General features: G+C 40.8%; 20 protein-coding genes and 1 pseudogene. 7 read left to right on the top strand and 14 right to left on the bottom strand.

Features of this window, described 5'->3' with window-relative positions; genetic code table 11:
• Positions 1-12: 12 nt before the first annotated feature.
• The 9 genes from H5161_RS08625 to leuS are packed head-to-tail and all read right to left on the bottom strand — an operon-like array spanning position 13 to position 9,410.
• Positions 13-777, bottom strand: coding sequence for a septal ring lytic transglycosylase RlpA family protein (locus tag H5161_RS08625; RefSeq protein WP_024603580.1), 765 nt, complete (start codon positions 775-777; stop codon positions 13-15).
• Entirely contained in the window at positions 777-1,883 is a 1,107-nt protein-coding gene (gene rodA / locus H5161_RS08620; protein WP_039489315.1) for a rod shape-determining protein RodA, read from the bottom strand. The genes H5161_RS08625 and rodA overlap by 1 nt, the downstream gene beginning before the upstream one ends.
• Positions 1,880-3,748 carry a penicillin-binding protein 2 gene (mrdA, locus tag H5161_RS08615; protein ID WP_182769095.1) on the bottom strand — a complete coding sequence of 623 codons (1,869 nt, stop codon included), beginning with the start codon at positions 3,746-3,748 and terminating at the stop codon, positions 1,880-1,882. The genes rodA and mrdA overlap by 4 nt, the downstream gene beginning before the upstream one ends.
• A gap of 9 nt (positions 3,749-3,757) precedes the next feature.
• Positions 3,758-4,228, bottom strand: coding sequence for a 23S rRNA (pseudouridine(1915)-N(3))-methyltransferase RlmH (gene rlmH / locus H5161_RS08610; protein WP_002958522.1), 471 nt, complete (start codon positions 4,226-4,228; stop codon positions 3,758-3,760).
• A gap of 37 nt (positions 4,229-4,265) precedes the next feature.
• Positions 4,266-4,583, bottom strand: a complete 318-nt coding sequence (gene rsfS / locus H5161_RS08605) for a ribosome silencing factor (protein WP_002958523.1) — start codon at positions 4,581-4,583, stop codon at positions 4,266-4,268.
• A gap of 55 nt (positions 4,584-4,638) precedes the next feature.
• Positions 4,639-5,274 (bottom strand): nicotinate-nucleotide adenylyltransferase, encoded by a 636-nt coding sequence (gene nadD, locus H5161_RS08600; protein ID WP_024594705.1) that lies wholly within the window; start codon positions 5,272-5,274, stop codon positions 4,639-4,641.
• A gap of 17 nt (positions 5,275-5,291) precedes the next feature.
• Positions 5,292-6,329, bottom strand: a complete 1,038-nt coding sequence (holA, locus tag H5161_RS08595; protein WP_002958525.1) for a DNA polymerase III subunit delta — start codon at positions 6,327-6,329, stop codon at positions 5,292-5,294.
• Positions 6,329-6,820, bottom strand: coding sequence for an LPS assembly lipoprotein LptE (gene lptE, locus H5161_RS08590; protein WP_182769094.1), 492 nt, complete (start codon positions 6,818-6,820; stop codon positions 6,329-6,331). The genes holA and lptE overlap by 1 nt, the downstream gene beginning before the upstream one ends.
• A 1-nt stretch (position 6,821) precedes the next feature.
• Entirely contained in the window at positions 6,822-9,410 is a 2,589-nt protein-coding gene (gene leuS, locus H5161_RS08585) for a leucine--tRNA ligase (RefSeq protein ID WP_024594703.1), read from the bottom strand.
• 175 nt (positions 9,411-9,585) lie between these two features.
• Between leuS and H5161_RS08580 the strand changes: the two genes are divergently transcribed.
• The 4 genes from H5161_RS08580 to H5161_RS08565 all read left to right on the top strand — a co-directional run bounded on the left by H5161_RS08580 (position 9,586) and on the right by H5161_RS08565 (position 13,304).
• Entirely contained in the window at positions 9,586-10,044 is a 459-nt protein-coding gene (locus H5161_RS08580; protein WP_002958528.1) for a zinc ribbon-containing protein, read from the top strand.
• Between the two features lie 77 nt (positions 10,045-10,121).
• Positions 10,122-12,545 carry a Lon protease family protein gene (locus H5161_RS08575; protein ID WP_259398685.1) on the top strand — a complete coding sequence of 808 codons (2,424 nt, stop codon included), beginning with the start codon at positions 10,122-10,124 and terminating at the stop codon, positions 12,543-12,545.
• Between the two features lie 2 nt (positions 12,546-12,547).
• Entirely contained in the window at positions 12,548-13,024 is a 477-nt protein-coding gene (locus tag H5161_RS08570) for an FKBP-type peptidyl-prolyl cis-trans isomerase (protein WP_182769092.1), read from the top strand.
• A 25-nt stretch (positions 13,025-13,049) separates the two neighbouring features.
• Positions 13,050-13,304, top strand: a complete 255-nt coding sequence (locus tag H5161_RS08565) for a hypothetical protein (protein WP_002958531.1) — start codon at positions 13,050-13,052, stop codon at positions 13,302-13,304.
• A gap of 144 nt (positions 13,305-13,448) precedes the next feature.
• Here the strand turns inward: H5161_RS08565 and H5161_RS08560 are convergent.
• Both H5161_RS08560 and H5161_RS08555 read right to left on the bottom strand, forming a co-directional pair.
• Positions 13,449-13,973: pseudogene (locus H5161_RS08560) on the bottom strand (CIA30 family protein).
• A 225-nt stretch (positions 13,974-14,198) separates the two neighbouring features.
• Positions 14,199-14,816 (bottom strand): hypothetical protein, encoded by a 618-nt coding sequence (locus tag H5161_RS08555; protein ID WP_259398684.1) that lies wholly within the window; start codon positions 14,814-14,816, stop codon positions 14,199-14,201.
• Positions 14,817-14,996: 180 nt separating this feature from the next.
• Here H5161_RS08555 and H5161_RS08550 point away from each other — a divergent pair, with 180 nt between their 5' ends.
• The 3 genes from H5161_RS08550 to H5161_RS08540 all read left to right on the top strand — a co-directional run bounded on the left by H5161_RS08550 (position 14,997) and on the right by H5161_RS08540 (position 18,554).
• Positions 14,997-16,082, top strand: coding sequence for an alkene reductase (locus H5161_RS08550; RefSeq protein ID WP_182769091.1), 1,086 nt, complete (start codon positions 14,997-14,999; stop codon positions 16,080-16,082).
• 154 nt (positions 16,083-16,236) lie between these two features.
• Positions 16,237-17,247, top strand: coding sequence for an RDD family protein (locus H5161_RS08545; protein WP_182769090.1), 1,011 nt, complete (start codon positions 16,237-16,239; stop codon positions 17,245-17,247).
• Between the two features lie 41 nt (positions 17,248-17,288).
• On the top strand, positions 17,289-18,554 hold the full coding sequence (locus H5161_RS08540; RefSeq protein WP_182769089.1) for a hypothetical protein: 1,266 nt from the start codon (positions 17,289-17,291) through the stop codon (positions 18,552-18,554).
• A gap of 54 nt (positions 18,555-18,608) precedes the next feature.
• Here H5161_RS08540 and lnt read toward each other — a convergent pair whose 3' ends face one another.
• The 3 genes from lnt to ybeY are packed head-to-tail and all read right to left on the bottom strand — an operon-like array spanning position 18,609 to position 21,505.
• Entirely contained in the window at positions 18,609-20,159 is a 1,551-nt protein-coding gene (gene lnt, locus H5161_RS08535; protein WP_182769088.1) for an apolipoprotein N-acyltransferase, read from the bottom strand.
• Positions 20,140-21,024, bottom strand: a complete 885-nt coding sequence (gene corC / locus H5161_RS08530) for a CNNM family magnesium/cobalt transport protein CorC (RefSeq protein ID WP_002958541.1) — start codon at positions 21,022-21,024, stop codon at positions 20,140-20,142. The genes lnt and corC overlap by 20 nt, the downstream gene beginning before the upstream one ends.
• Before the next feature lie 22 nt (positions 21,025-21,046).
• A complete protein-coding gene (gene ybeY, locus H5161_RS08525) occupies positions 21,047-21,505 on the bottom strand; it encodes an rRNA maturation RNase YbeY (RefSeq protein ID WP_182671337.1) in 459 nt (152 codons plus the stop codon).
• Position 21,506 lies beyond the last annotated feature (1 nt).

Below are 21,506 nucleotides of genomic sequence, written 5' to 3'. Positions count from 1 at the left end.
TGGGTATTAGTCTTACTGAGTGTAAAGCAAGAACGCGTTTTGAAATTGATTTTCTTTTAATTTTTTTAATACTTCGTTTGCATGAGGGGTATCTTTTATTGGCCCTAAATGCAGTCTGTAAATATCGTCTTTTTGCACAATATTTGTTGGTAATTTGTATTGCTCTCGCAATGTGCTGGCAAGTGCTTCAATATTAGCAAGTGTACTACCTGCAGCTACCTGAATATAGGTTTGACGCGCAGTTGCGCCCGCAAGCGTAACGGCCTCTAGCTTAACCTTTGCTGTACCATGGGTGTAGTAGCCAAGCTTATAAGCGGCTGCGTACGAAAGATCAATTATTCTATCGTCATGAAATGGGCCACGGTCGTTCACGCGTACGATTACCGATTTACCATTTGCTGTATTGGTTACTTTAACAAAGCTAGGTAGTGGCAGCGTTTTATGCGCTGCGGTCATGGCAAACATATCATACGTTTCACCATTTGAGGTGTGATAACCATGAAATTTACGACCATACCAAGAGGCAATGCCTTCCTCACTATAACCCGTCTCATCAAGCATGGGCGAATAGCTTTTACCAAGCACTGTGTATGGGCGGCTAGCGCTAGCACTTTTAGTGGTTTCGGTAACTATAGCGTCTTGCATCTCAAGTGTAGTTGGAGCTCTTAATGGCGCTGCATCATGACGCATACTATAACGGCTACTTGGCCCACTACTACAAGCACTTAAAAGTAAAATTAATAATGTAGTAAATATAAACTGATTCGTGTGTCGCATTATTTTAAAAGCATCCTTTTATCTGTCGCGATTGACATAATAATGCCAAAGCCTGCCATTAACGTCACCATCGATGTACCACCATAACTAATCAGTGGTAAAGGTACGCCTACAACAGGTAATAAACCCGATACCATGCCTATGTTTACGAATACATATACAAAAAAGGTGAGGGTGAGTGCGCCTGCGAGCAATTTACCAAATGCATCTTGTGCATTAACAGCAATGTATAAACCACGACCAATAATAAATAAGTACAGGCTAAGTAAAACACATACGCCGAATAAGCCAAATTCTTCGCTTAAAACCGAAAATATAAAGTCGGTGTGGCGCTCTGGCAAAAACTCTAATTGCGATTGTGTACCAAGCAACCAGCCTTTACCTTCTATGCCGCCAGATCCAATAGCAATTTTCGATTGAATAATATGATAACCCGAACCAAGCGGATCGCTCTCAGGATCTAAAAAGGTGAGTACACGTTGTTTTTGATAATCGTGCATACCGTAGTGCCAAAATGGCCATGCAGCAAGCGCTACAATCGAGCTTAAAAAGCCTATTAAACGCCAACTCAAACCAGACAAAAATAATACAAATATACCTGAGCTTGCAATAAGTATAGCGGTACCTAAATCGGGTTGTTCTTTAATTAATAATGTAGGGAGCATTACAATCATAAAACCAATAATTAAGTGTAGCGGGCGAGGTGGTAAGTGGTTTCTACCTATATACCAAGCTACCATCATCGGGACAGCCAACTTCATTAATTCTGCAGGTTGAAACCGTGTCACCCCTAAATTGAGCCAACGCTGCGCACCTTTTGAGCTTACACCAAATAAAAGTACACCGACTAGCATTAATAACCCAACACAATAAAGTGGGATCACTAGCCGCTTTAACGTGGCAGGCGAAAACTGGGCTAAAACAATCATAGCAAAAATCGCACCGCCCATGCGGGTCATGTGCCTGATCATCATAGAAGACTCTTGCCCGCTTGCGCTGTAAACAACCATTATGCTGCCAGCCATCATTATAAGTAGTGCAATAAGCAGCGGTAGGTCTAGGTGCATACGCATCCAAATAGAGCGTTTATCGTGCAAAGCGGTCATGGTGTCTCGTTCCTTGCAAGATTAACAGGGTTGGCTGCAAAGTAGTAATCCATAAGTTGGCGAGCTATTTGAATACCGCCGTGGTTGTTTTCTAACACAACAGAAACCACAATTTTAGGATCGCTATAAGGTGCAAAGCCTACATAAATTGTATTATCGCGTTGGCGCTCTTTAAGAGATTCTGCATCGTAACGCTCACCTTGGGCAATACTAACTACTTGCGCGGTACCGGTTTTACCAGCCGAGTCGTAGTTAGTCCCTTTAAATGCTTTGTGGGCTGTGCCTGATATTTTTTGTACTGTATTATGCATTGCATCTAACGATACTTGCCAATGGCGCGGATCTTTTAAAATAACAGGAGGTTTTTCTTCGTTGTTAATTTGCGTTATGTCGTTATCTTTTTTTATTACTTGCACCAAATGAGGGGGATGATTAATACCACGATTAACTAATATGTTAGTTGCATTTGCAATTTGAATTGGTGTGGCAGTCCAGTAACCTTGGCCAATGCCTACCGAAATAGTATCACCAGGCCACCAAGACTCTTTAAAGCGTCCTTCTTTCCATTCTTTTGAAGGTAGAATAGCAGTAGTTTCTTCGTGAATATCAATACCTGACAAATCACCGTAGCCAAAACGGGCCATAAAATCGCTTATTTTAGTAATGCCTAATCGATAAGCCGCATCGTAAAAATAGGTATCGCACGACTCTTCAATGGCTTTGTATACATCTACATGACCATGGCCCCAACGTTTCCAGTCACGCCATTTATGCTCTACGTTTCGTATTTCAAAAAAGCCTGGATCCCACATTGATGTTGTTTCATTTACTATATTTTCTTCAAGCGCTAATACAGCCATTAAGGGCTTTACAGTAGAGGCCGGCGCATAACGACCTTGCGTAGTACGGTTTATTAATGGCCGGTCTTGGTTAAGCAGCGCTTTATAATTTTTGCTGCTAATGCCGTGTACAAATAAGTTTGGATCGTAACTTGGGTTTGAATAAAGTGCCAGCACGCCGCCATCTTTGGCGTCCATAACTACAACAGCGCCACGCATATCTTTAAGCGCATGTTGTGCTATTTGTTGCAAGCCCACGTCTAAAGTAAGTACTAGGTCGCTACCAGGTTGCGGTTGGGTCATGCTCAGGGTGCGTATTACACGGCCACGGTTATTAACTTCTACCCGTTGTGAGCCTACTTTACCGTGCAGTGTTTCTTCGTAATATTTTTCTATGCCGAGTTTGCCAATATCATGTGTGGCGCGGTAATTGGTTGCACGGTCTTCTTGTTCTAATTGGTTTAGCTCTTTTCTATTAAGCTTGGCAACGTAACCGAGCGCATGCGTTAGTGTGTCGCCAAATGGGTAGTAGCGTGCAAGGCGTGCCTCAATGCTAAAACCAGGGAATTTATGTTGATTAACCGAAAGTTTCGCCACCTCTGTTTCGTCTAAGCGAGCTTTTAATACTTGTGATTTAAAACGACGGGTGTGTTTTATATCTTTTAAAAAGTCTTGTTTGTCTTGCTCTGTAATCGCAATTATTTTACTTATTTGATCAAGCGATTCGTCAAGGTCGTCTACCTCTTCGGGGATGACCTCAAGGTTGTAAACAGGTTTGTTTTCAGCAAGTAGCACACCGTTACGGTCGTAAATTAAACCACGGTTGGGTGCAATAGGAATAACTTTAATACGATTATCGTTGGAGCGGGTTTGGTAGTCTTGGTGATCTTCGACCTGAATAGTATAAAGATTAGAAAGCAATACTGCGACTAATCCTAATACAAAAACAAAACCCACGAATGCTCGCCTAGCAAATAAGTTTGCTTCTGCGGAGTGGTCACGAATAGTGGGTCTATGTTTTAGCATGGCAAGGGGTTACTCGCGATGATAAGGATGGTTGTTATTTAAGCTCCAGCCTCGGTAAAGGCTCTCTGCAACAATTATACGCACCAAAGGATGCGGCAATGTTAAATTAGATAACGACCATTTTTGCTCAGACGCTGCAATACACTCTGGAGCAAGTCCTTCAGGTCCGCCAATAAGTAAACTTACATCGCGGCCATCGAGTTGCCATTTTTCCATATTTTTAGCAAGTTGGTGAGTATCGAGTGCTTTCCCTGTTACCTCTAACGTTACAATACGATTGCCTTTTGGAATAGCCGCTAATGTTTTTTCACCTTCAATGTGTAAAATACGCTTTATATCTGCATTTTTACCACGTTTACCGGCTGGAATTTCGATTAACTCTAGCGCCATATCTTTAGGGAAACGGCGCTGATATTCTGCAAATCCCGTTTCTACCCATGCTGGCATTTTAGTACCAACAGCAATCATTTGTATTTTCACGTATTACTTCCAAGCATTGTCTAAAATGAGTGAGCGTTTAGCCCCACAGTTTTTCTAGATCGTAATAGCTACGTGCTTCGTTTTGCATCACGTGTACAACCACATCACCTAAATCAACCAGTGCCCATTCGCCGTCGCCTTCACCTTCATAACCTAGTGGCTCTGAATCTGCATGACGCGCTTCTTTTGCTAAGTGATCGGCAATTGACTGTACGTGGCGTTTAGAAGTACCAGAACAAATTACCATGTAATCTGTAATATCTGATGTTTCAGTTACGTCAATATGAACGATGTCACGCGCTTTCATATCGTCAATTTTGTCCATAGCAAAGGCGAGTAGTTGTTTTGAATCCAAGGTTTTGTCTCAATTTAAAAATTTAATGGCGCGCATTTTAACACGCTAGGAGTTTTTAAGCATCAATTTGATAGAGCTGATGCACTTCTATGTAATGACTCACTGCATCGGGCAATAGTTCATTCTTTTTATTACTTTTTTTTAGCTGCTTGCGAATTGTACTTGAGGCCGCATCGAGCATTTCGCCCGGTAAAAAATAAAGTTTACCTGCAAGTGAGTGTTTAAGTGCCGCTACTTCGCCAGCATTTGCGTGTTGCATATAGCTTTTGAGCTCACCTTTTACAGTGCAATGTTGAGCTGGGCGCTGGTACACCACAATATGGCAAAGCTGTGTTATTGCCTTCCACTCAAACCACTTATCGAGATTGTTAAACGAGTCCATACCAATTAAAAATAAAATAGGTGTAGTGGGGTGCTCTTTACGAAGTTCTTGCAAACTAAGTAGCGAATACGATGGACCAGCTCGGTTAAGCTCTCTTAAATCGAGTTCAAAATGAGGATAAGGTGCAATAGCTGCGTTTAGCATATTAATACGGTGCTGCGTACTAATTCCCGGAGCTGCTTTATGTGCAGGGAGTGCACAGGGCATAAAATAAAGCGTATCTAAATTAAACGCATTAACGCATTGCTGCGCCATATTTAGATGGCCTAAATGGACGGGGTCGAAAGTGCCACCAAAAATTGCGATCATTTAACACCCATTATTTATTAATTAACCGCGTGGCACGGCATAGGAATGTTGAGCGGCTGGCAAAATTTAATACAAATATGAGCAAGCGCTTGGTAAGGTGCAATTAAATTACCTTGCTTGTAACTGGCATCAAACAACGCAACATCACTGTTTATTTGTTCCAGTGTGTGCATATTTAAACGGTTAATTGCGTTTTGAACTGGACCTTGTTGGTTTTTCCAAATTGCTTTTTGTTTAAATAAATTTGCTATGGGTTCGCCATTTAATAAACCAAGTTGCACACTTATAAGTGTATTAAGCTCTTTGGTTATAGCCCACAAAATACTCACCACTTCGGTGTTATCGCTGGCAAGTTTGTTTAGTACTTTTATAGCTTGTTTAGCGTGGCCATTTAATAGTGCATCGCTTAAATCAAAAATATCAAACTTGGCTTGATTTAACAGCCCTTGCATAACTAGTTGCTGAGTAATTAATGCATTGCCGTGTAGTAGCGAGAGCTTTTCAAGCTCCTGAAAACAGGCTAATAAGTTGCCTTCAGTGGCATTTATTAAGCTTACTTTGGCGTCGCTTTGCATATTAAGTGATAAACGTTGGCATTGCTCATCAAGCCATCGTTTTACATGAGAGCCCGTAAGTGGGTAGCAAGGTACGAACACGCCTAGTTTATCAAGGGCTTTAAACCACGCACCACGTTGTACTTCTTGACTGGCTTTAGCGCCTTTAACAATTAAAATAGTATCGGGATTAACCAGCTCAACTACTTTTTTAAAGGTATTGCTGCCAATAACGCCTGGCTTTTGTTGGTTTAAATCAAGCTCAATAATAGTGCGGGCGCTAAACAGCGACATGCTCTGATACTGGGCTATGATTTCTTGCCAATCGAATCCTTGCATTAAAGTAAACTTAATTACTTCATCAAAACCTTGTTGCTTAGCACAGTCGCGAATTTGTTGTACGCACTGCGCTTCTTGAAAAGGCTCTTCACCAAATACTAAATAAAAGGGCTTTAGCCCTTTATTTAATTCACTCGGTAGTTGATTAGCATAGCAGCGCATTATAGTTGCGACAGCTCTCTAACAATACGACGACTGGCTTGCTCACGAATCTCGCTAATGAGTAGCTCAAGCTCTTTTGCTTTTGCTAATGCATGATCCGGATCGTCTTGGTAATTACGGTAAAGCTCAAAACGTTTTTCTATCGCTTTTTCGCCTGGGAGTTTAACTACATACGACACGCCATAAGCAAGTTCGTATTCAGCAACCTGACCATTTTGAAACAGCGAAAGAGTTTGGCGTTCAATACTTTCTTTGCGTAAATACAATTGGGCTTTATTTTTAGCTGACGATACTAGCTCTACGTTACTCGCTTTAAGCTCTTTTTTAAGCTCAGTAAATAAAGTCGATTTTTCATCATCGCCTACAAGTGTTAGCTGTTTTAAGTTATCAGGCAAGCTAGAAGCTTTTTTTAAATGAAAGCCACAGCTTGATAACAAAAAACAGACTAGCACTAAGGCTAGTCCATTTTTAATGGCGTTAAATGCAGCCATATTAGTTAGCTACCACGTTGAGTAGTTTACCTGGAACGTAAATGATTTTACGAATAGTTGCGCCATCCGTAAATTTAGTTACGTTAGATTCTGCAAACGCAAGGGCTTCTACTTGCTCTTGAGTGGCATCGGCTGCCACTGTTAACTTAGCGCGAAGCTTGCCGTTTACTTGTACGATGATTAGTTTTTCATCTTCAACAAGAGCCGACTCGTCAACTTTTGGCCACTGCGCATCTAAAATCTCGCCTTCTTTACCAAGCTCTTTCCAAAGCTCATGTGATAAATGCGGAGTAATAGGTGCAAGCATAATAACTAATGCTTCAAGTGCTTCGTTAGCAATCGCTACATCTTGTTTGTCGCTCAGTGGTGCTTTTAATAACTTATTAGAAAGCTCCATAATGGCTGCAATAGCGGTGTTAAAGGTTTGACGACGTTCAACATCATCAGTCACTTTAGCAATTGCTTTGTGTAAGTCGCGACGTAATACTTTTTGCGGGTTAGTGAGCGCTGATTTATCAAGTGCTTGGTAACCTACTGTTTTAACGTCTACTGCGTATTTCCATACACGTTTTAAGAAGCGATGTGCGCCTTCAACACCTGAGTCTGACCATTCAAGCGTTTGCTCTGGTGGTGCTGTAAACATCATAAATAAACGTACTGTATCTGCACCGTATTGGGCAATTACTTGTTGTGGGTCTATACCGTTGTTTTTAGACTTCGACATTTTACTCATGCCTGATGAGAATACCGGCTCACCGTCTTCTTTATGCCATGCTTTAGTTACGCGGCCTTTGTCGTCGGTTTCGGTATTTACATCGCTTGGCGAAATCCATACATCGCCGCCTTTTTCATCTTTACGATAAAATGTTTCAGCAAGCACCATACCTTGACAAAGTAAGCGGTCGAACGGCTCGTCTGAATTTACTAAACCAAAGTCACGTAATAATTTATGGAAAAATCGCGAGTACAATAAGTGTAAAATAGCGTGCTCAATACCACCAATGTATTGGTTTACTGGTAACCAATAGTTAGCAGCCGCTGGATCTAGCATGCCTTCGTCGTAGCGTGGGCTACAGTAGCGTGCGTAGTACCAAGATGATTCCATAAAGGTGTCAAACGTGTCAGTTTCGTGAAACGCAGGTGCGCCATTTACTGTTGTTTTAGCCCATTCAGGGTCTGCTTTAAGAGGTGACGTTACACCATTCATTACCACATCTTCTGGTAAGCGAACTGGTAGCATATCTTCTGTTGCAGCAAGTTCTTTGCCTTCTTCGTCGCTAAGCATTGGGATTGGAGAGCCCCAATAACGCTGACGGCTAACACCCCAGTCACGTAGACGGAAGTTTACTTTACGCTCCCCAACACCGAGTGCTTCAAGCTTGTCGGCAATGGCTTTAAACGCGGCGTCAAAATCAAGACCATCAAATTCACCTGAATTTACAAGTACGCCTTTATCGGTAAATGCTTCTTGCTCAAGGTTTACTTCAAGACCTGAGCCTTCAACCGGTGCAATTACTTGTTTAATATCTAGGCCGTAAGCCGTTGCAAATTCAAAATCGCGTTGGTCGTGTGCAGGTACCGCCATAACAGCGCCTGAGCCGTAATGCATTAATACAAAGTTAGCGACCCAAATTGGTACTTGCTCGCCCGTTAATGGGTGAGTTGCGTAAAAGCCTGTTGCTATGCCTTTTTTCTCCATTGTTGCCATGTCTGCTTCGGCAATTTTGGTGTTTTTGCATTCTTCAACAAACATTGCAACAGCATCGCTATTTTTAGCGGCTTCTTGTGCAATAGGGTGACCACCAGCAACAGCAACATACGTAACACCCATAAAGGTGTCTGGACGAGTTGTGTATACGCTAAAAGTTTCGTCGTTATCGGTGCGTTTAAATTCAATATCACACCCTTCAGAGCGGCCAATCCAGTTACGCTGCATTGTTTTAACTTGCTCTGGCCAATCTTCCAACTTGTCTAAATCGTCAAGCAGTTCTTGTGCGTAGTCGGTAATTTTAATAAACCACTGTGGAATTTCTTTTTGCTCAACCACAGCGCCTGAACGCCAACCGCGACCGTCAATAACTTGCTCGTTAGCTAATACTGTTTGATCCACTGGATCCCAGTTAACCGTCGACATTTTTTTATACACTAAGCCTTTTTCGTAAAGCTTAGTGAAAAACCATTGCTCCCACTTGTAGTATTCTGGATGACACGTCGCAATTTCGCGATCCCAGTCATAACCAAAACCTAATTGCTTAAGCTGTGTACGCATGTAGTCAATATTTTCGTATGTCCACTTAGCAGGTGCTGTTTTGTTTTTAATAGCAGCGTTTTCTGCAGGTAAACCAAACGCATCCCAACCCATAGGTTGCATTACGTTTTTGCCTTGCAGGCGCTGGAAACGAGAAACAACATCACCAATGGTGTAGTTACGTACATGACCCATATGCAGTCGACCACTCGGATAAGGAAACATAGAAAGGCAATAATACTTTTCTTTGCTCTCATCTTCAGTGACTTTAAATACCTGGTTTTCTTCCCAGTAGCTTTGTACTTTTGACTCTATATCTTGCGGGTTATATTGCTCTTGCATCTATGGTTCCAGACTTCTTGCAAACTAATAAAAAATTGCCATTAGGATACCCCAAATAAAGTGCTATTCACAGCGTCAAAAACGCGGTTTTGATAAATTCTAACCTTCAGTTCAGGTTAACCTATACTTATCTAAGTTATAGGGTGATTTAACAGCAATTTTGAAGGAGTAAAAAATGGCAGATTATAAAGCATGGCTTGGCGATTTAACCAAATGGCTAAAAGATGTAAAAGATCATGAAGTAAAAGACGCAGTTACTCGATTTGTTGAATCTGAGCAGGCACTTAAAGATTTAGGGCAAGAAAGATACGCTTTATATAAAAGTTATTTACAGCGCGATATAGAACATGTCCAAGAAAACGAATCGCACTATAATTCGCTTGCATGGCAAGAGCTTAAAGAGTCCTTATGGTTTGAGCTTTCGCACATAGAAGATAAAACTCAGCTTGAGTGGCAATCTCTTAGTCAAGATTTTAAGCACAATGGTGTGTATCACGCAGGCGAATGGATAGCCATGGGCACATTAGTATGTAAGAATTGCACCCATAGTTACGATGTTTATCACGCGACACAAATTACACCGTGTATTGAATGTGATGGAATCTATTTTAGTCGTAAGGCGCTGCACCCTTAAATATAATTATTAAGTGGCTGCGGGCCACTTAATACGCCCAAAGGCCAGCGAATATGTTGGTAAAAAAAGAAGTTAGAATGACGAAAAAATTGCTGCCACTATCTGTTTCAAAGCTCGCACCGAGTATTTCTACTAATCACGTACATACGTGTATGAGCAATCCATACCCCGAGCAACTAACATTTATAGGCCAACAACGCGCCCAAAGTGCCTTAGATTTCTCTTTAGGGATGGAACTACCTGGTTACAACGTTTATGTAATGGGCGAGGCTGCCCATGGGCGCTTTACGCTTGTTAAAGATAAACTTAAGCAACACGCAAAAGACCGCCCAACACCAAACGAATGGTTATACGTAAATAATTACGATGATCACAGAGAGCCTATCGCGCTGTTTATGCATGCAGGTCAAAGCAAGCAACTTAGTGACGACATAGATTCATTTTTAGATGAGGTACTCGACACATTTCCTGCTGCATTTGATAACCCAGGATACCAACGCAAAAAAAAATCAATCGACCGTGAATTTAACGATGCCTACGACAGCGCTATTACTGCAGTAGAAATTGCGGCATTTGAGCAAAGTGTTGCATTAGTCGAAGAAAAAAACTCAGTTGGGTTTGCACCGCTTGTAGATGGTAAACAATTAAGCGATAGCGAATTTGGCGAACTTGAAGAAACGTTACGCGAAGAGTTTTTTGAAAAAATTGAAAAGCTAGAAGATGCATTAATAGAAGCGTTAATTGAGCTGCCACGCTGGAAGCGCGAATCAAAAGAAAAACAGCGTAATCTTAAAAAGTCGACTGCAGAGCAGGCCACAAAACCGCTTTTAAAAGACTTAGAACATAAATATGCAACTCATATTGGTGTACTGCGTTATTTAAAAGATATACGCGTTGAAATTATAGACGCGGTACTTGAGTGGCTCGATGACGAAGACGAAAGCGAAGAAAGCAAAGAAGACTTTGATCGTAAAGGCATGCTTACCGACTTTTTTGCACCTAATATTTTAGTTGAGTTTAAAGAAGACGATGCAGCACCCGTGGTGTACGAGCCCAATCCAACATTTGGTAATATATTTGGTAAAATTGAGTATTCCACATCGCAAGGGTCTTTAATTACCAGTTATCGCTCTATTCAGCCGGGAGCATTGCACCGTGCTAATGGCGGTTATTTAATTATGGATGCTGAAAAGGTAATGGCTAACCCTCAAGTGTGGGATGGTTTAAAACTTTCGCTTAAAACGCATCAAATTAAAAACGACTTACCGTATCAAGATAGCTCAGTAGGTAGTAGTTTTACACTTCGCCCGCAGCTTATACCGCTTGATGTAAAAATTATTTTATTAGGCTCGCGCGAACTGTATTACACCATAGGTGAATACGATGAAGAGTTTGCAGAGTTATTTAGAGTATTAGCTGACTTTGATTACTACTTACCAAGTAGCGATAAATTACAGTACCAATTTATAACTAAAGTTACCGAGTACTGCGAGCAAACATTAAAGTGCAGTACCACACAAGCAGCTATGGTGCGTTTACTTAAGTTTAGCTACCGCCAAGCAGAGCATCACAATAAGCTTTCTGCGCGCTTTGCTGATGTACTTGAACTAGTTGCAGAGGCAAGTTACTACGCAAAACAAGATAAATTAACTGTTGTAGATGCGCATCATATTGATGAAGCCATTGAAGGTAAGCAATACCGTACCGGCCAAATTAGTGAAAACATGCTAAGCGATATAAAAGAAGGTCACACACTTATTGCAACCGACGGCCAAGCCATTGGTAAAGTAAATGGTTTAACCGTATTACACATTGGCGATACCTCATTTGGTACCCCTGCGCGTATCACGGCAACGGTTTATGCTGGCGCCGATGGCGTAATAGATGTTGAACGTGAAGCCGAGCTTGGTAAAGCAATTCACTCAAAAGGGGTAATGCTACTTACCGGTTATTTAGGTAATAAATACGCGCAGCACTTTAGCTTAACGCTTAGCGCTAATATCGCTATTGAGCAAAGCTACGGTTATATAGATGGCGATAGTGCATCTTTGGCAGAGTTGTGTGCGCTTATTTCGTCTATTACAAGCCTACCTATTAGCCAATCAATTGCACTGACAGGCTCTATTAACCAACATGGTGATGTACAGGCTATTGGTGGCGTAAACGAAAAAATTGAAGGCTTTTTCAAACTGTGTAAAATGCGTGGCTTAACAGGTTCGCAAGGCGTTATCATTCCTAAATCAAACCAAGTTAACTTAGTGCTTGATGATGAAATACTTAATGCAGTTGAAGCGGGTAAATTTAATATTTACGCAGTTGAAACCGTAGACCAAGCGCTTAACCTGTTAATGGATATAGAAGCTGGCGATATTATTGATGACCAGTATCCAGAAAACTCAGTAAACGGAATTGCGCTTGCTCGCCTTAAAGAAATTGCCGACATAGTTAATGGCGATAATGATGACGAAAAAGACGAAGAACTAGATAACGAAAAAGGTTAATAATGATCAATATAATTTTGGCGGTGGTTATCGCCATTTTTTGTTTTTTAATATTTCAAAATAGTAAAAAAGCAAAACAACAAGCAGGCATAAATGCACAAATAGGGGCCGATTACTTAGCCGCTAACGCAAAAGTAGAAGGTGTAGTAGAAACAGCTTCTGGCTTGCAGTACAAAATACTGCATAAAGGTGAGAGTGAAAACACACCAAGCCCAACAAGTATGGTTAACGTGCATTACCACGGCACACTAATCGACGGCACGGTGTTTGACAGCTCAGTAGAGCGTAAAACACCGATTAGTTTTGGCTTGCACCAAGTGATTAAAGGCTGGACTGAGGGCTTACAACTGATGAGCCCAGGCGATAAATACATTTTTTATGTACCGCACCAATTAGCATACGGCGAAAAACGTGTAGGGAGTATTCCTCCTGCCTCAGTACTTATTTTTGAAGTAGAGTTACTGGCAATTGAGTCTTAGGGATTAAATAACAAGGAAGTAAATTATGAATAAAGATGAATTACTTAAAATAGCCAAAGGTGATATTAACTTTACCTTTCAATCTATTATTTATGCATTAGCGCTATGCTTACTAGTTGCAGCTGTTTTTTTACTAGAGATGAGCGTTAACCTACAAATGGGTTTAATAGTTTGTATTATCGGTGTGTTTGGAATGACTATTTATAATAATTTAAATACTCGTCTAAATGCGGCGCTTGCACTTATTGCACTCTCACAAGATAACCAAAGCACTAAGTAAGCAATGAGTTAGTTTAATAAATTGGTATAAGCCCTACTTTAATAAAGTGGGGCTTTTTGCTAGTAGGGCTAAATAGTACACCGAAAGTAGCGCAACCATTCGCGCTCATGATTACACCGCTCAATGCCAAAGCTTGCTGCTTGATTAGCTTTTAAACTCAATTTTACCCACTTCAAGTTTAAACTTACCTTCTTGCTTACCTGCAATCATAAAGCCTAGCTGTTTTATATCGTCAAAATCAATAATCGGTTGTTGCTCAAGCACGCGGCCGCGATACGTTAAAGTAAAATCACTCGGAGCAAAGTTTATATCTACCCATTCATTTTTTACTGTTTTAAATGAGTGAGTGTACGCTGCGCCATCAAGGTAATTGGTAGTTCTGAGCCTAAGCTGATAGATTTGTCCATCACCTTTAACACGCAGCGCTATAGCTTTAGTATTTTGGCTTTGTGTACTTAGCTCTGTACGTATTGATGCAAAACCGCCGTTATTATCAAGCGAAACATTGCCTGTAAAAAGCAAACTTTCTTGGGTTTGTGTTACTTGGCTATTAGATACACCGCCCATTACTGAGTCGTTAACAACGTACCAGCGCTAGTTTGCATTAGCTTGTGCACTTACAACTAATAAATTAAATACAAAAAGTGAGGATAGTTGTTTGGTGATCATGGCTTACTCCTAATTACTTTAAGCTTATCAATACGGATAAACATATTATTTGTTCACTTATTTAAAGTTAATTATTTTTACGGCTCCATTTTTTCATGATATTTTCAAACATAATTTCTTTATCAGTTTTATCCTCAGGACAGGGTTTACCGCTACCTTGAGGCATGCCATTACTACCAAATACGGTTGAAGTATCAATTAAATAGCATTTACCGTTAAATTTTTCTAATCGTCGTGTGCCTGTTGTATTTTGGTTAATAACTTCTGAATTATCAGATTTACTGGTGTTTTAATTGTGGGCTTATTGTTTATCTCATCATTTTCAGAGCTTTTATCTTCACCAAAGGAGACCATTTTTTTATGAGTCATATTATTTACAGGAGAGCCAAATAGCGGCGCGTATGGATTTAGCTTTTTAAATGTTTGAGAAGCTTTTGTTGTAGGCTCTGAAGGCGCCGCTACCAGGGGTTCAACAGGTTTTACAGGGTCTTTTTTAAGCTCTGTTTGTGCCTTTGGTAACGTGATGGTTTTGGCTTGCGTTTTTTTAGTTACCCTTACTTTGGCTTTTGTAGAATCTTTTTTTATAGGTGTAGTGTTAGAGGTTGCTGAATTTGGTGCATCAGTTTTAGTGTTTACAGGTTTTATATCAGGCGCATTGGTTGTTGTAACAACTGGGCTTGGCCTAGGTAGGCTAGCTAAATTAACTGTAACATAGGCCTGTATTATTGCGCTTTCCTTTTCCTTTGGCGGCGCAACTTTAATAGATTGCGAAAACAAAAAGTACAACACAATAGCGTGTATACAAAACGAGATAACCCACGGCCATGCATTCCCTTTATTCACATCAAATCCTCAACATAATAGTGCTGTTATGAGTCAATAAAATACATTTAGTTCACCTAAAGTTAATGTGTTTTACTTTGTGGCTTTATTGCAGATACAACAAAACTATTTTGCAGTTTTTGTTGTTTTTGCATGTGCTTGGTTACGTTATTATGAGCGCAATCAAACTTAGGAGGCATTATGACATTACTTTTTGAACCAATAGAACTTGCAGGTAAAACATTAAAAAACCGTATTGTTATGCCCCCAATGACTCGCTCGCGTTCAACACAGCCTGGCGATATAGCTAACGACTTAATGGCAACATATTACGCACAGCGCGCAAGTGCCGGACTAATTGTAAGCGAAGGCACACAAATTAGTGAGCTTGGTAAAGGTTACGCTTGGACTCCGGGTATTTATTCAAATGAGCAAGTTGCAGGCTGGAGTAAAGTAACAAGCGCAGTACATAGCGCTGGTGGCGTGATGTTTGCTCAGCTTTGGCATGTTGGCCGTGTTACCCACAGTGACAACACTGGTGGCGTGCAGCCTATTTCAGCCTCGGGCATTGCCGCAAAAGACGTAAAAGTATTTGTAGATACAAACGGCGCACCGGGGTTTGTAGACACCCAACTCCCACGCGAAATGAGCAAACAAGATATTACGCATGTCATAGGTGAATTTCGCCAAGCAGCTAAAAATGCAGTTAATGCAGGGTTTGATGGCATAGAGCTTCATGCTGCAAATGGTTACCTTATTAATCAATTTTTAGACTCAGAGTCAAATGCTCGCACCGATGAATATGGTGGCAGTGTGCAAAACCGAATACGCTTTTTAATTGAAGTGGTACATGCTGTTAGCGACGAAATTGGTAGCAATAAAGTAGGCGTAAGACTTGCCCCGTTAACAACTCTTAATGGCACTGTAGACGAAAACCCTGAGGAAACTTATTTAGCGGTTTCTGAGGCATTAAATAAAGCCGGTGTAGGTTACATGCATATAGCCGAAGCCGATTGGGATGACGCACCTTTGATGAGTGTTGAGTTTAAATACGCTATTCGCAAAGCCTACAGTGGTGTATTAATTTACGCAGGTAAGTACACCAAAGAGCGCGCTGACAAAGCACTTAGCGAAGGCTGGGCCGACATGATTGGCTTTGGTCGCCCGTTTGTATCAAACCCAGACTTACCAGCACGCTTAAAGCAAGGCAAGCCACTTAACAGTCACAACCCCGACACTTTGTTTGGTGGTGCAGAGCAAGGCTATACCGATTATCCAACGGTATAGCCTTGCTAGTAAGTAATTAACATTGAGTAAAAACATGAAGGGCTGCATTTTATGCAGCCCTTTTTTGTGCATTGATTCTAATAGCTTTACCTTGAGCAAAAAATAAAAAACGCGTAAGTTAACCGGGTTACCTATTTTAATAACAAGAAAATAAATGAAAGCCACAGAAATAGAACAATTAGAATTATCAAATTCTGAAACCCGAGAAGTTATTACACCCTACGCTTTTAAAATTGACAGCGCTTTACTGGGCTTGCCTTTAGCTACACCTATTCAGCGTGCACTAGCGATTATTATTGATGTTGCACTGATATTTTTAGCGGCCAAGCTTAGCGCTGCTCTAATAGCATTTGTCGCGGCTATGGCCTTTTATAAAGGCACTGCACAGCAATACCTTCCAAAAATGTCGAATGTGTGGCGAAGAATCTTAAAAATAACGGCAGCAAGTATTTTATTTGTAAGCGCACTTACTGTACTTTCAATTGGCATTGATTACCTAGAAGACGATAACGCTGATCAAGGTTTAGCTGTTCAGGGCGTAAAAATACAAGATGAAATTCAGCTTACCGCCACAGAAAAACAACAGGTAAATACTTATTTAGCGCAAACAGCTGATGAAAGCTGTGAGCAACCTTGCCAACAAAACGCGTTTGATAATTTAATTGGGCAAGTTCCCAAATTAGCAGAAATGGACGACCTACAAAGCCCACAACTTGCTACCGTACTTTTACAACTATTAGTGCTCAGTGAAAATAACGAAATAAAGCCTGCACAGTTAATAGAAGAAAAACCTGCACAAACAAGCACAAATAGTATTTTGCAGTGGAGCAAAGGCATTATTCAAGACTTGGGCTTAGGTTTTGGCTGGGCTGCTGTTTACTTTACGTTGTTCTCGTTACTTTGGCGCGGCCAAACGCCGGGTAAAAAGGTTTGTAATATCCGTGTTGTCGCTCTAAGCGGTGAGCCATTAGGTTTATTAGATTGTTTTGGTCGCTACGGCGGCTACGGTGCAGGCTTTGCAACGGGCTTATTGGGCTTTTTACAGATATATTGGGACCCAAACAGGCAAGCCATTCAAGATAAAATATCAGCGACGGTGGTTATTAAAGGTAACTTGAATCAAGTTGTAAATGTGGAAACGGTAGAAGAAGCAGTGAAGGACTAACTCCAATTAACATAATTTAATTAAACTATAGGTATATCTATTTGGAAGTCTTACTTGAAGGATTAAATAATGAAAATGAAAGTAATCATTTTTTGAGATCTTTATGGGCAAGTATTAGAGATCACTTAGGTAAGTGTGCTTGGCATTACTCTCCGTATAAAAAGCTAGGTTTTAAACAAATAATTTTAGGACGTATGGACTATAAAGCTAAAGGTTCTTTCGAGGTTTCGGTCAGGTATAAACAAAAAGGAAATTTAGTCGCGGTCATGTTCTCTGATTATATCGAAAGTGATGAAATTATAAGCGACTTAAAAGTTATTAGAGAGCTAGTTAAAAATAGTTTAGATTATAAAAAACTGATTTCTAAATTCAGATTTAGTACTTCTCTTGAAGTTATTAGGGGTTCTATTGCCGCATACTCAGGTAAAAGTTTTGTTTTAAAACCAACAGGTAATAGCTCAATTAAATTGATAGTTGATATTAATGGTTATGATGCTGTAGATGCAGAAGCTAAAGCAGCAGAAAAAATTAAAACGATTATTGAAATTTTAACTGTTAGTACAAACTGTTTGATTATTCGAGATACTCAAAGTGACAATGATTCATCGTTTTCAAGTATTGAAATTAATAAATACTCTAGAGATATAAGTTGGATTGATGCTAAACCAATAGCTGATAGCTTAGTTCAAATCTCAGAAAAAACCTGTTTCCTTATTGATTACATACTGAGTAATGATATTTACTCTTATGAAATTCAATTACTCTTGAATTCTTATGCTCATTTTTCATCAGGCAGATCTTTAGATTCATTTACCTTAGATACATATTCCCCAACTCCGAGAATAGGGGAGGCAAGTGATGAGGGGAATACTTACTTTCAGAGCGATTTAAGATTCTCTAATGCAGCTAAACTTCATCCATCATCAAGTGAAGATGCAATGATACTTTATATGTCTTCATTAGAAGTTGCGTCGTTGATTGGAGCTTCGAAGAGTAAAAAGTGTGATAGTTGTGGTCAACAAGTACATTCAATCTCAGATAGAGTGAGAAGTTATGTGGGAAAAGATAGCAATAATGACCCATTAGTTAAAATAATTAATTCATATTACGGTTTAAGATCAAGATACCTTCACCAAGGAACTAGGTTTGTCGATAATTCATATTCAGGCAGTGTGGTACCACTATTAGATAGCAATACAATGAGTAACGCTAGAGAGTACTACCAAGTTAGTCTGCTAAATTTAAGGGGATGGTGTAGCTACTTACTAAGGTTATCTTTAGAAGAAATGGCTTTAGAAGCTAATTAAACACTTTAAAAATGTAGAGCTAAATATGTAGGCCCTACATCTTAAATAGCGAGCTTAACTTCTAAACCTAACCCCAAAACCACCAAGACCCATCAACAACACAAATCCCCACACAAATATGTTGCCGTATTGGCTGTACACGCTGTCGCCTTTTATGAGCTTAATGTTGGCTTTCAATGTTGTAGCTTCAAACTGAGGCATGGTTTGTTGAGTGTGGCTTATAGGGTCGTATACGGCGCTTACACCATTGTTAGTAACACGCACTAGAGGGCGTTGTAGTTCGAGCGCGCGCATACGGGCTATTTGCATGTGTTGCAAAGGCCCAATAGAGTCACCAAACCAGGCATCGTTACTTACTGTAAAGAGTAGGTCAGAGTCGCTTTTGTAATTACCGCGAACTAAATCGGCAAATACTATTTCGTAGCAAATAGCGGGTAGTAGGTTAAAGCCATTGGCGCGTAAGTTGTTTTGAACTTTGTCGCCGCGCGTAAACGACGACATAGGTAAATCGAATAACGGGGCAATAGGGCGCAGTAAATCCTGAAACGGTACAAATTCGCCAATAGGTAATAGCTGGTGTTTTTGATAGCGGTTTTTATCAAGGTAATGATAATGCCCATGCTCGTCGCTGCGTTCTTTATTACCAACCACGATAAGCGTATTGAATATGTTTTTGGTGTCTCGCTGGTAGTCAACAATACCGGTCACGAGGGCGGTTTTATTAAACGAGGCGGCACTGTCTAAATTGGCTAGGTAGGAATCGGCAAGCATTTCTATTTCAGGCACTGCGGCTTCTGGCCATACTATTAAGTCGGCATCCCAATGTGGGCGGGTCATGTCTTGGTATTTGCTCATTGTGGTCCAAAACTCACTTGGCTCAAAGCGTAGGTGTTGCTGTATGTTCCCTTGTACGAGCAATACTGACATGTTTTTATCTGTGTAATGAATACTGCCAGTGGTATTTGCACCTGTAAAAATAAGCGCAACAGCTGTAGCAGTAACCGCCGGGGTTTTAAAATCTTTTTGGGTAAGTTTATATAGTGCAAAGCCAATAGCGATACACACGAGGGTTAAGCCAAACTCGCCAATATAAGGGGCAAGCAGCCTTAAAGGTCCGTCGGTTTGTGTGTAGCCAAAACTTAACCACGGGAAACCGGTAAGTACGGTGCCACGTAAATACTCACTAATTGCAAAGCAGGCAATTAGTAATGCGCCAAAGCTTTTAGGACCAGTGGCAAAGCGTGTAGTTGCCCAAAAGGCAAGTGCGGGAAATAATGCTAAGTAGGCGCACAAAAAAGCCATTAACGAGAGCGACGCTATAAGCGGCATACCGCCAAAGGTGGCAATAGAAACATGTACCCAGCTTATACCTGCACCAAACCAGCCTAGGCCAAATATAAAGCCATATTTAGCGGCGGTTTTTGCGTGTGCTTTACCGGTATTATTGGGATTAACGCAAAAAATTATGGCACCAAGGCTAACAAATACGATGGGCCAAATTTCAAAGGGGGCATAGCCAAAAGTTAAAACAAGGCCCGCAACGAGTGCGAGCCATGCTTTTTTATCTTTTGCTAATAGGGTAAGTCTAGTTAGCAGTTTCTTCACTGTCGTTATCATCAGCCTTAGGAACGGTGACTTGCAGTTGCAAAATACGACGATTGTCGGCGTTGGTTACTTTAAATTGGTAACCTTCTATGTCAATCGTTTCACCACGGCTTGGCATATGGCCAAATGCGTGCAGTACAGTCCCGCCAATAGTATCGGCTTCGTCTGTGCTGTAGCCTGTTTTAAAATGCTCGTTAAAGTCATCTACAGGTGTGAGTGCTTGCACTACGTGGACATGTTTAGCAAGTTGACGAATATCTTGATGTTCTTCTTCTTCGTCGTGCTCATCTTCGATTTCGCCAACAATTATTTCAAGAATATCTTCAATCGTTACTAAGCCCGATACGCCGCCGTATTCGTCAATAACAACAGCCATATGGTAGCGTTGCTGACGGAATTCGTTTAGCAATGTATCAACACGTTTGCTTTCAGGTACTACCATTGCTGGGCGTAAATAATCGCGTATTGATGGTAAATGCTCGTCTTTATTTAAGATCAGTGGCAATAAATCTTTAGCGAGTAAAAAACCTTCTACATGATCTTTGTCTTCAATCACCACTGGAAAACGTGAGTGAGTTGAGTCAACCATCATTGGAATTAGTTCTTCAAGCGGGCTGTCGATCTCAAGAGTGATCATTTGTGAGCGCGGAACCATTATGTCTCGCACTTTAAGCTCAGACACGCCAAGCACACCTTCTATCATCTCTTTTGTTTCTGGATCGATTACGTCTCGTTCTTGCGCATCGGCAATAACTTCGACCAGCTCTTCTCTATTCTGGGGTTCCCCTTGCAACATTTGGGCTATTCTGCCCAACCACGTTTTGCCAGAAGAACCCTGGCTAGATTGCGAGTTACCGTCGCTCATTGCGTCTAATTGCTCCGTTAATTTAAATATCGTCCCGGTATGGGTCTGCTATGTTTAGCTCTGCAAGTATTTGCTTTTCGATGCTTTCCATCTCTAAAGCGTCTTCACTCTTTATATGGTCAAATCCAAGCAAATGCAAGCATCCGTGAATAACCATGTGAGCAAAGTGGTCATGAAATGACTTCTCTTGCTCAATTGCTTCAGCTAATACAATGGCTGGGCAAATAATTAAATCACCAACCAAAGGAATATCTATGCCTGGTGGTGCTTCAAATTCGAACGACAGTACGTTGGTCGGTTTATTTTTACCGCGATAGTCGTTATTAAGTTGTTGCGATTGCGCTTCGTCGCTAATAACGATACTGAGTTCGGACTCGTCACGGTATTGGCTAAGGGCTTTGTCGGCCCATAGTGCAAATTGTTCTTCGCTTGGGAGGTTGTCAAACTCACAGGCTATTTGTAAATCAAGTTCGGTTGTCAAA

The organism is Pseudoalteromonas sp. SG43-5, from assembly GCF_014164345.1.
GTDB classification, from domain to species: Bacteria; Pseudomonadota; Gammaproteobacteria; order Enterobacterales; family Alteromonadaceae; genus Pseudoalteromonas; species Pseudoalteromonas distincta.
The sequence above is the reverse complement of the archived record's forward strand: the minus strand, read 5'-3'. Positions and strand labels throughout refer to the sequence as shown.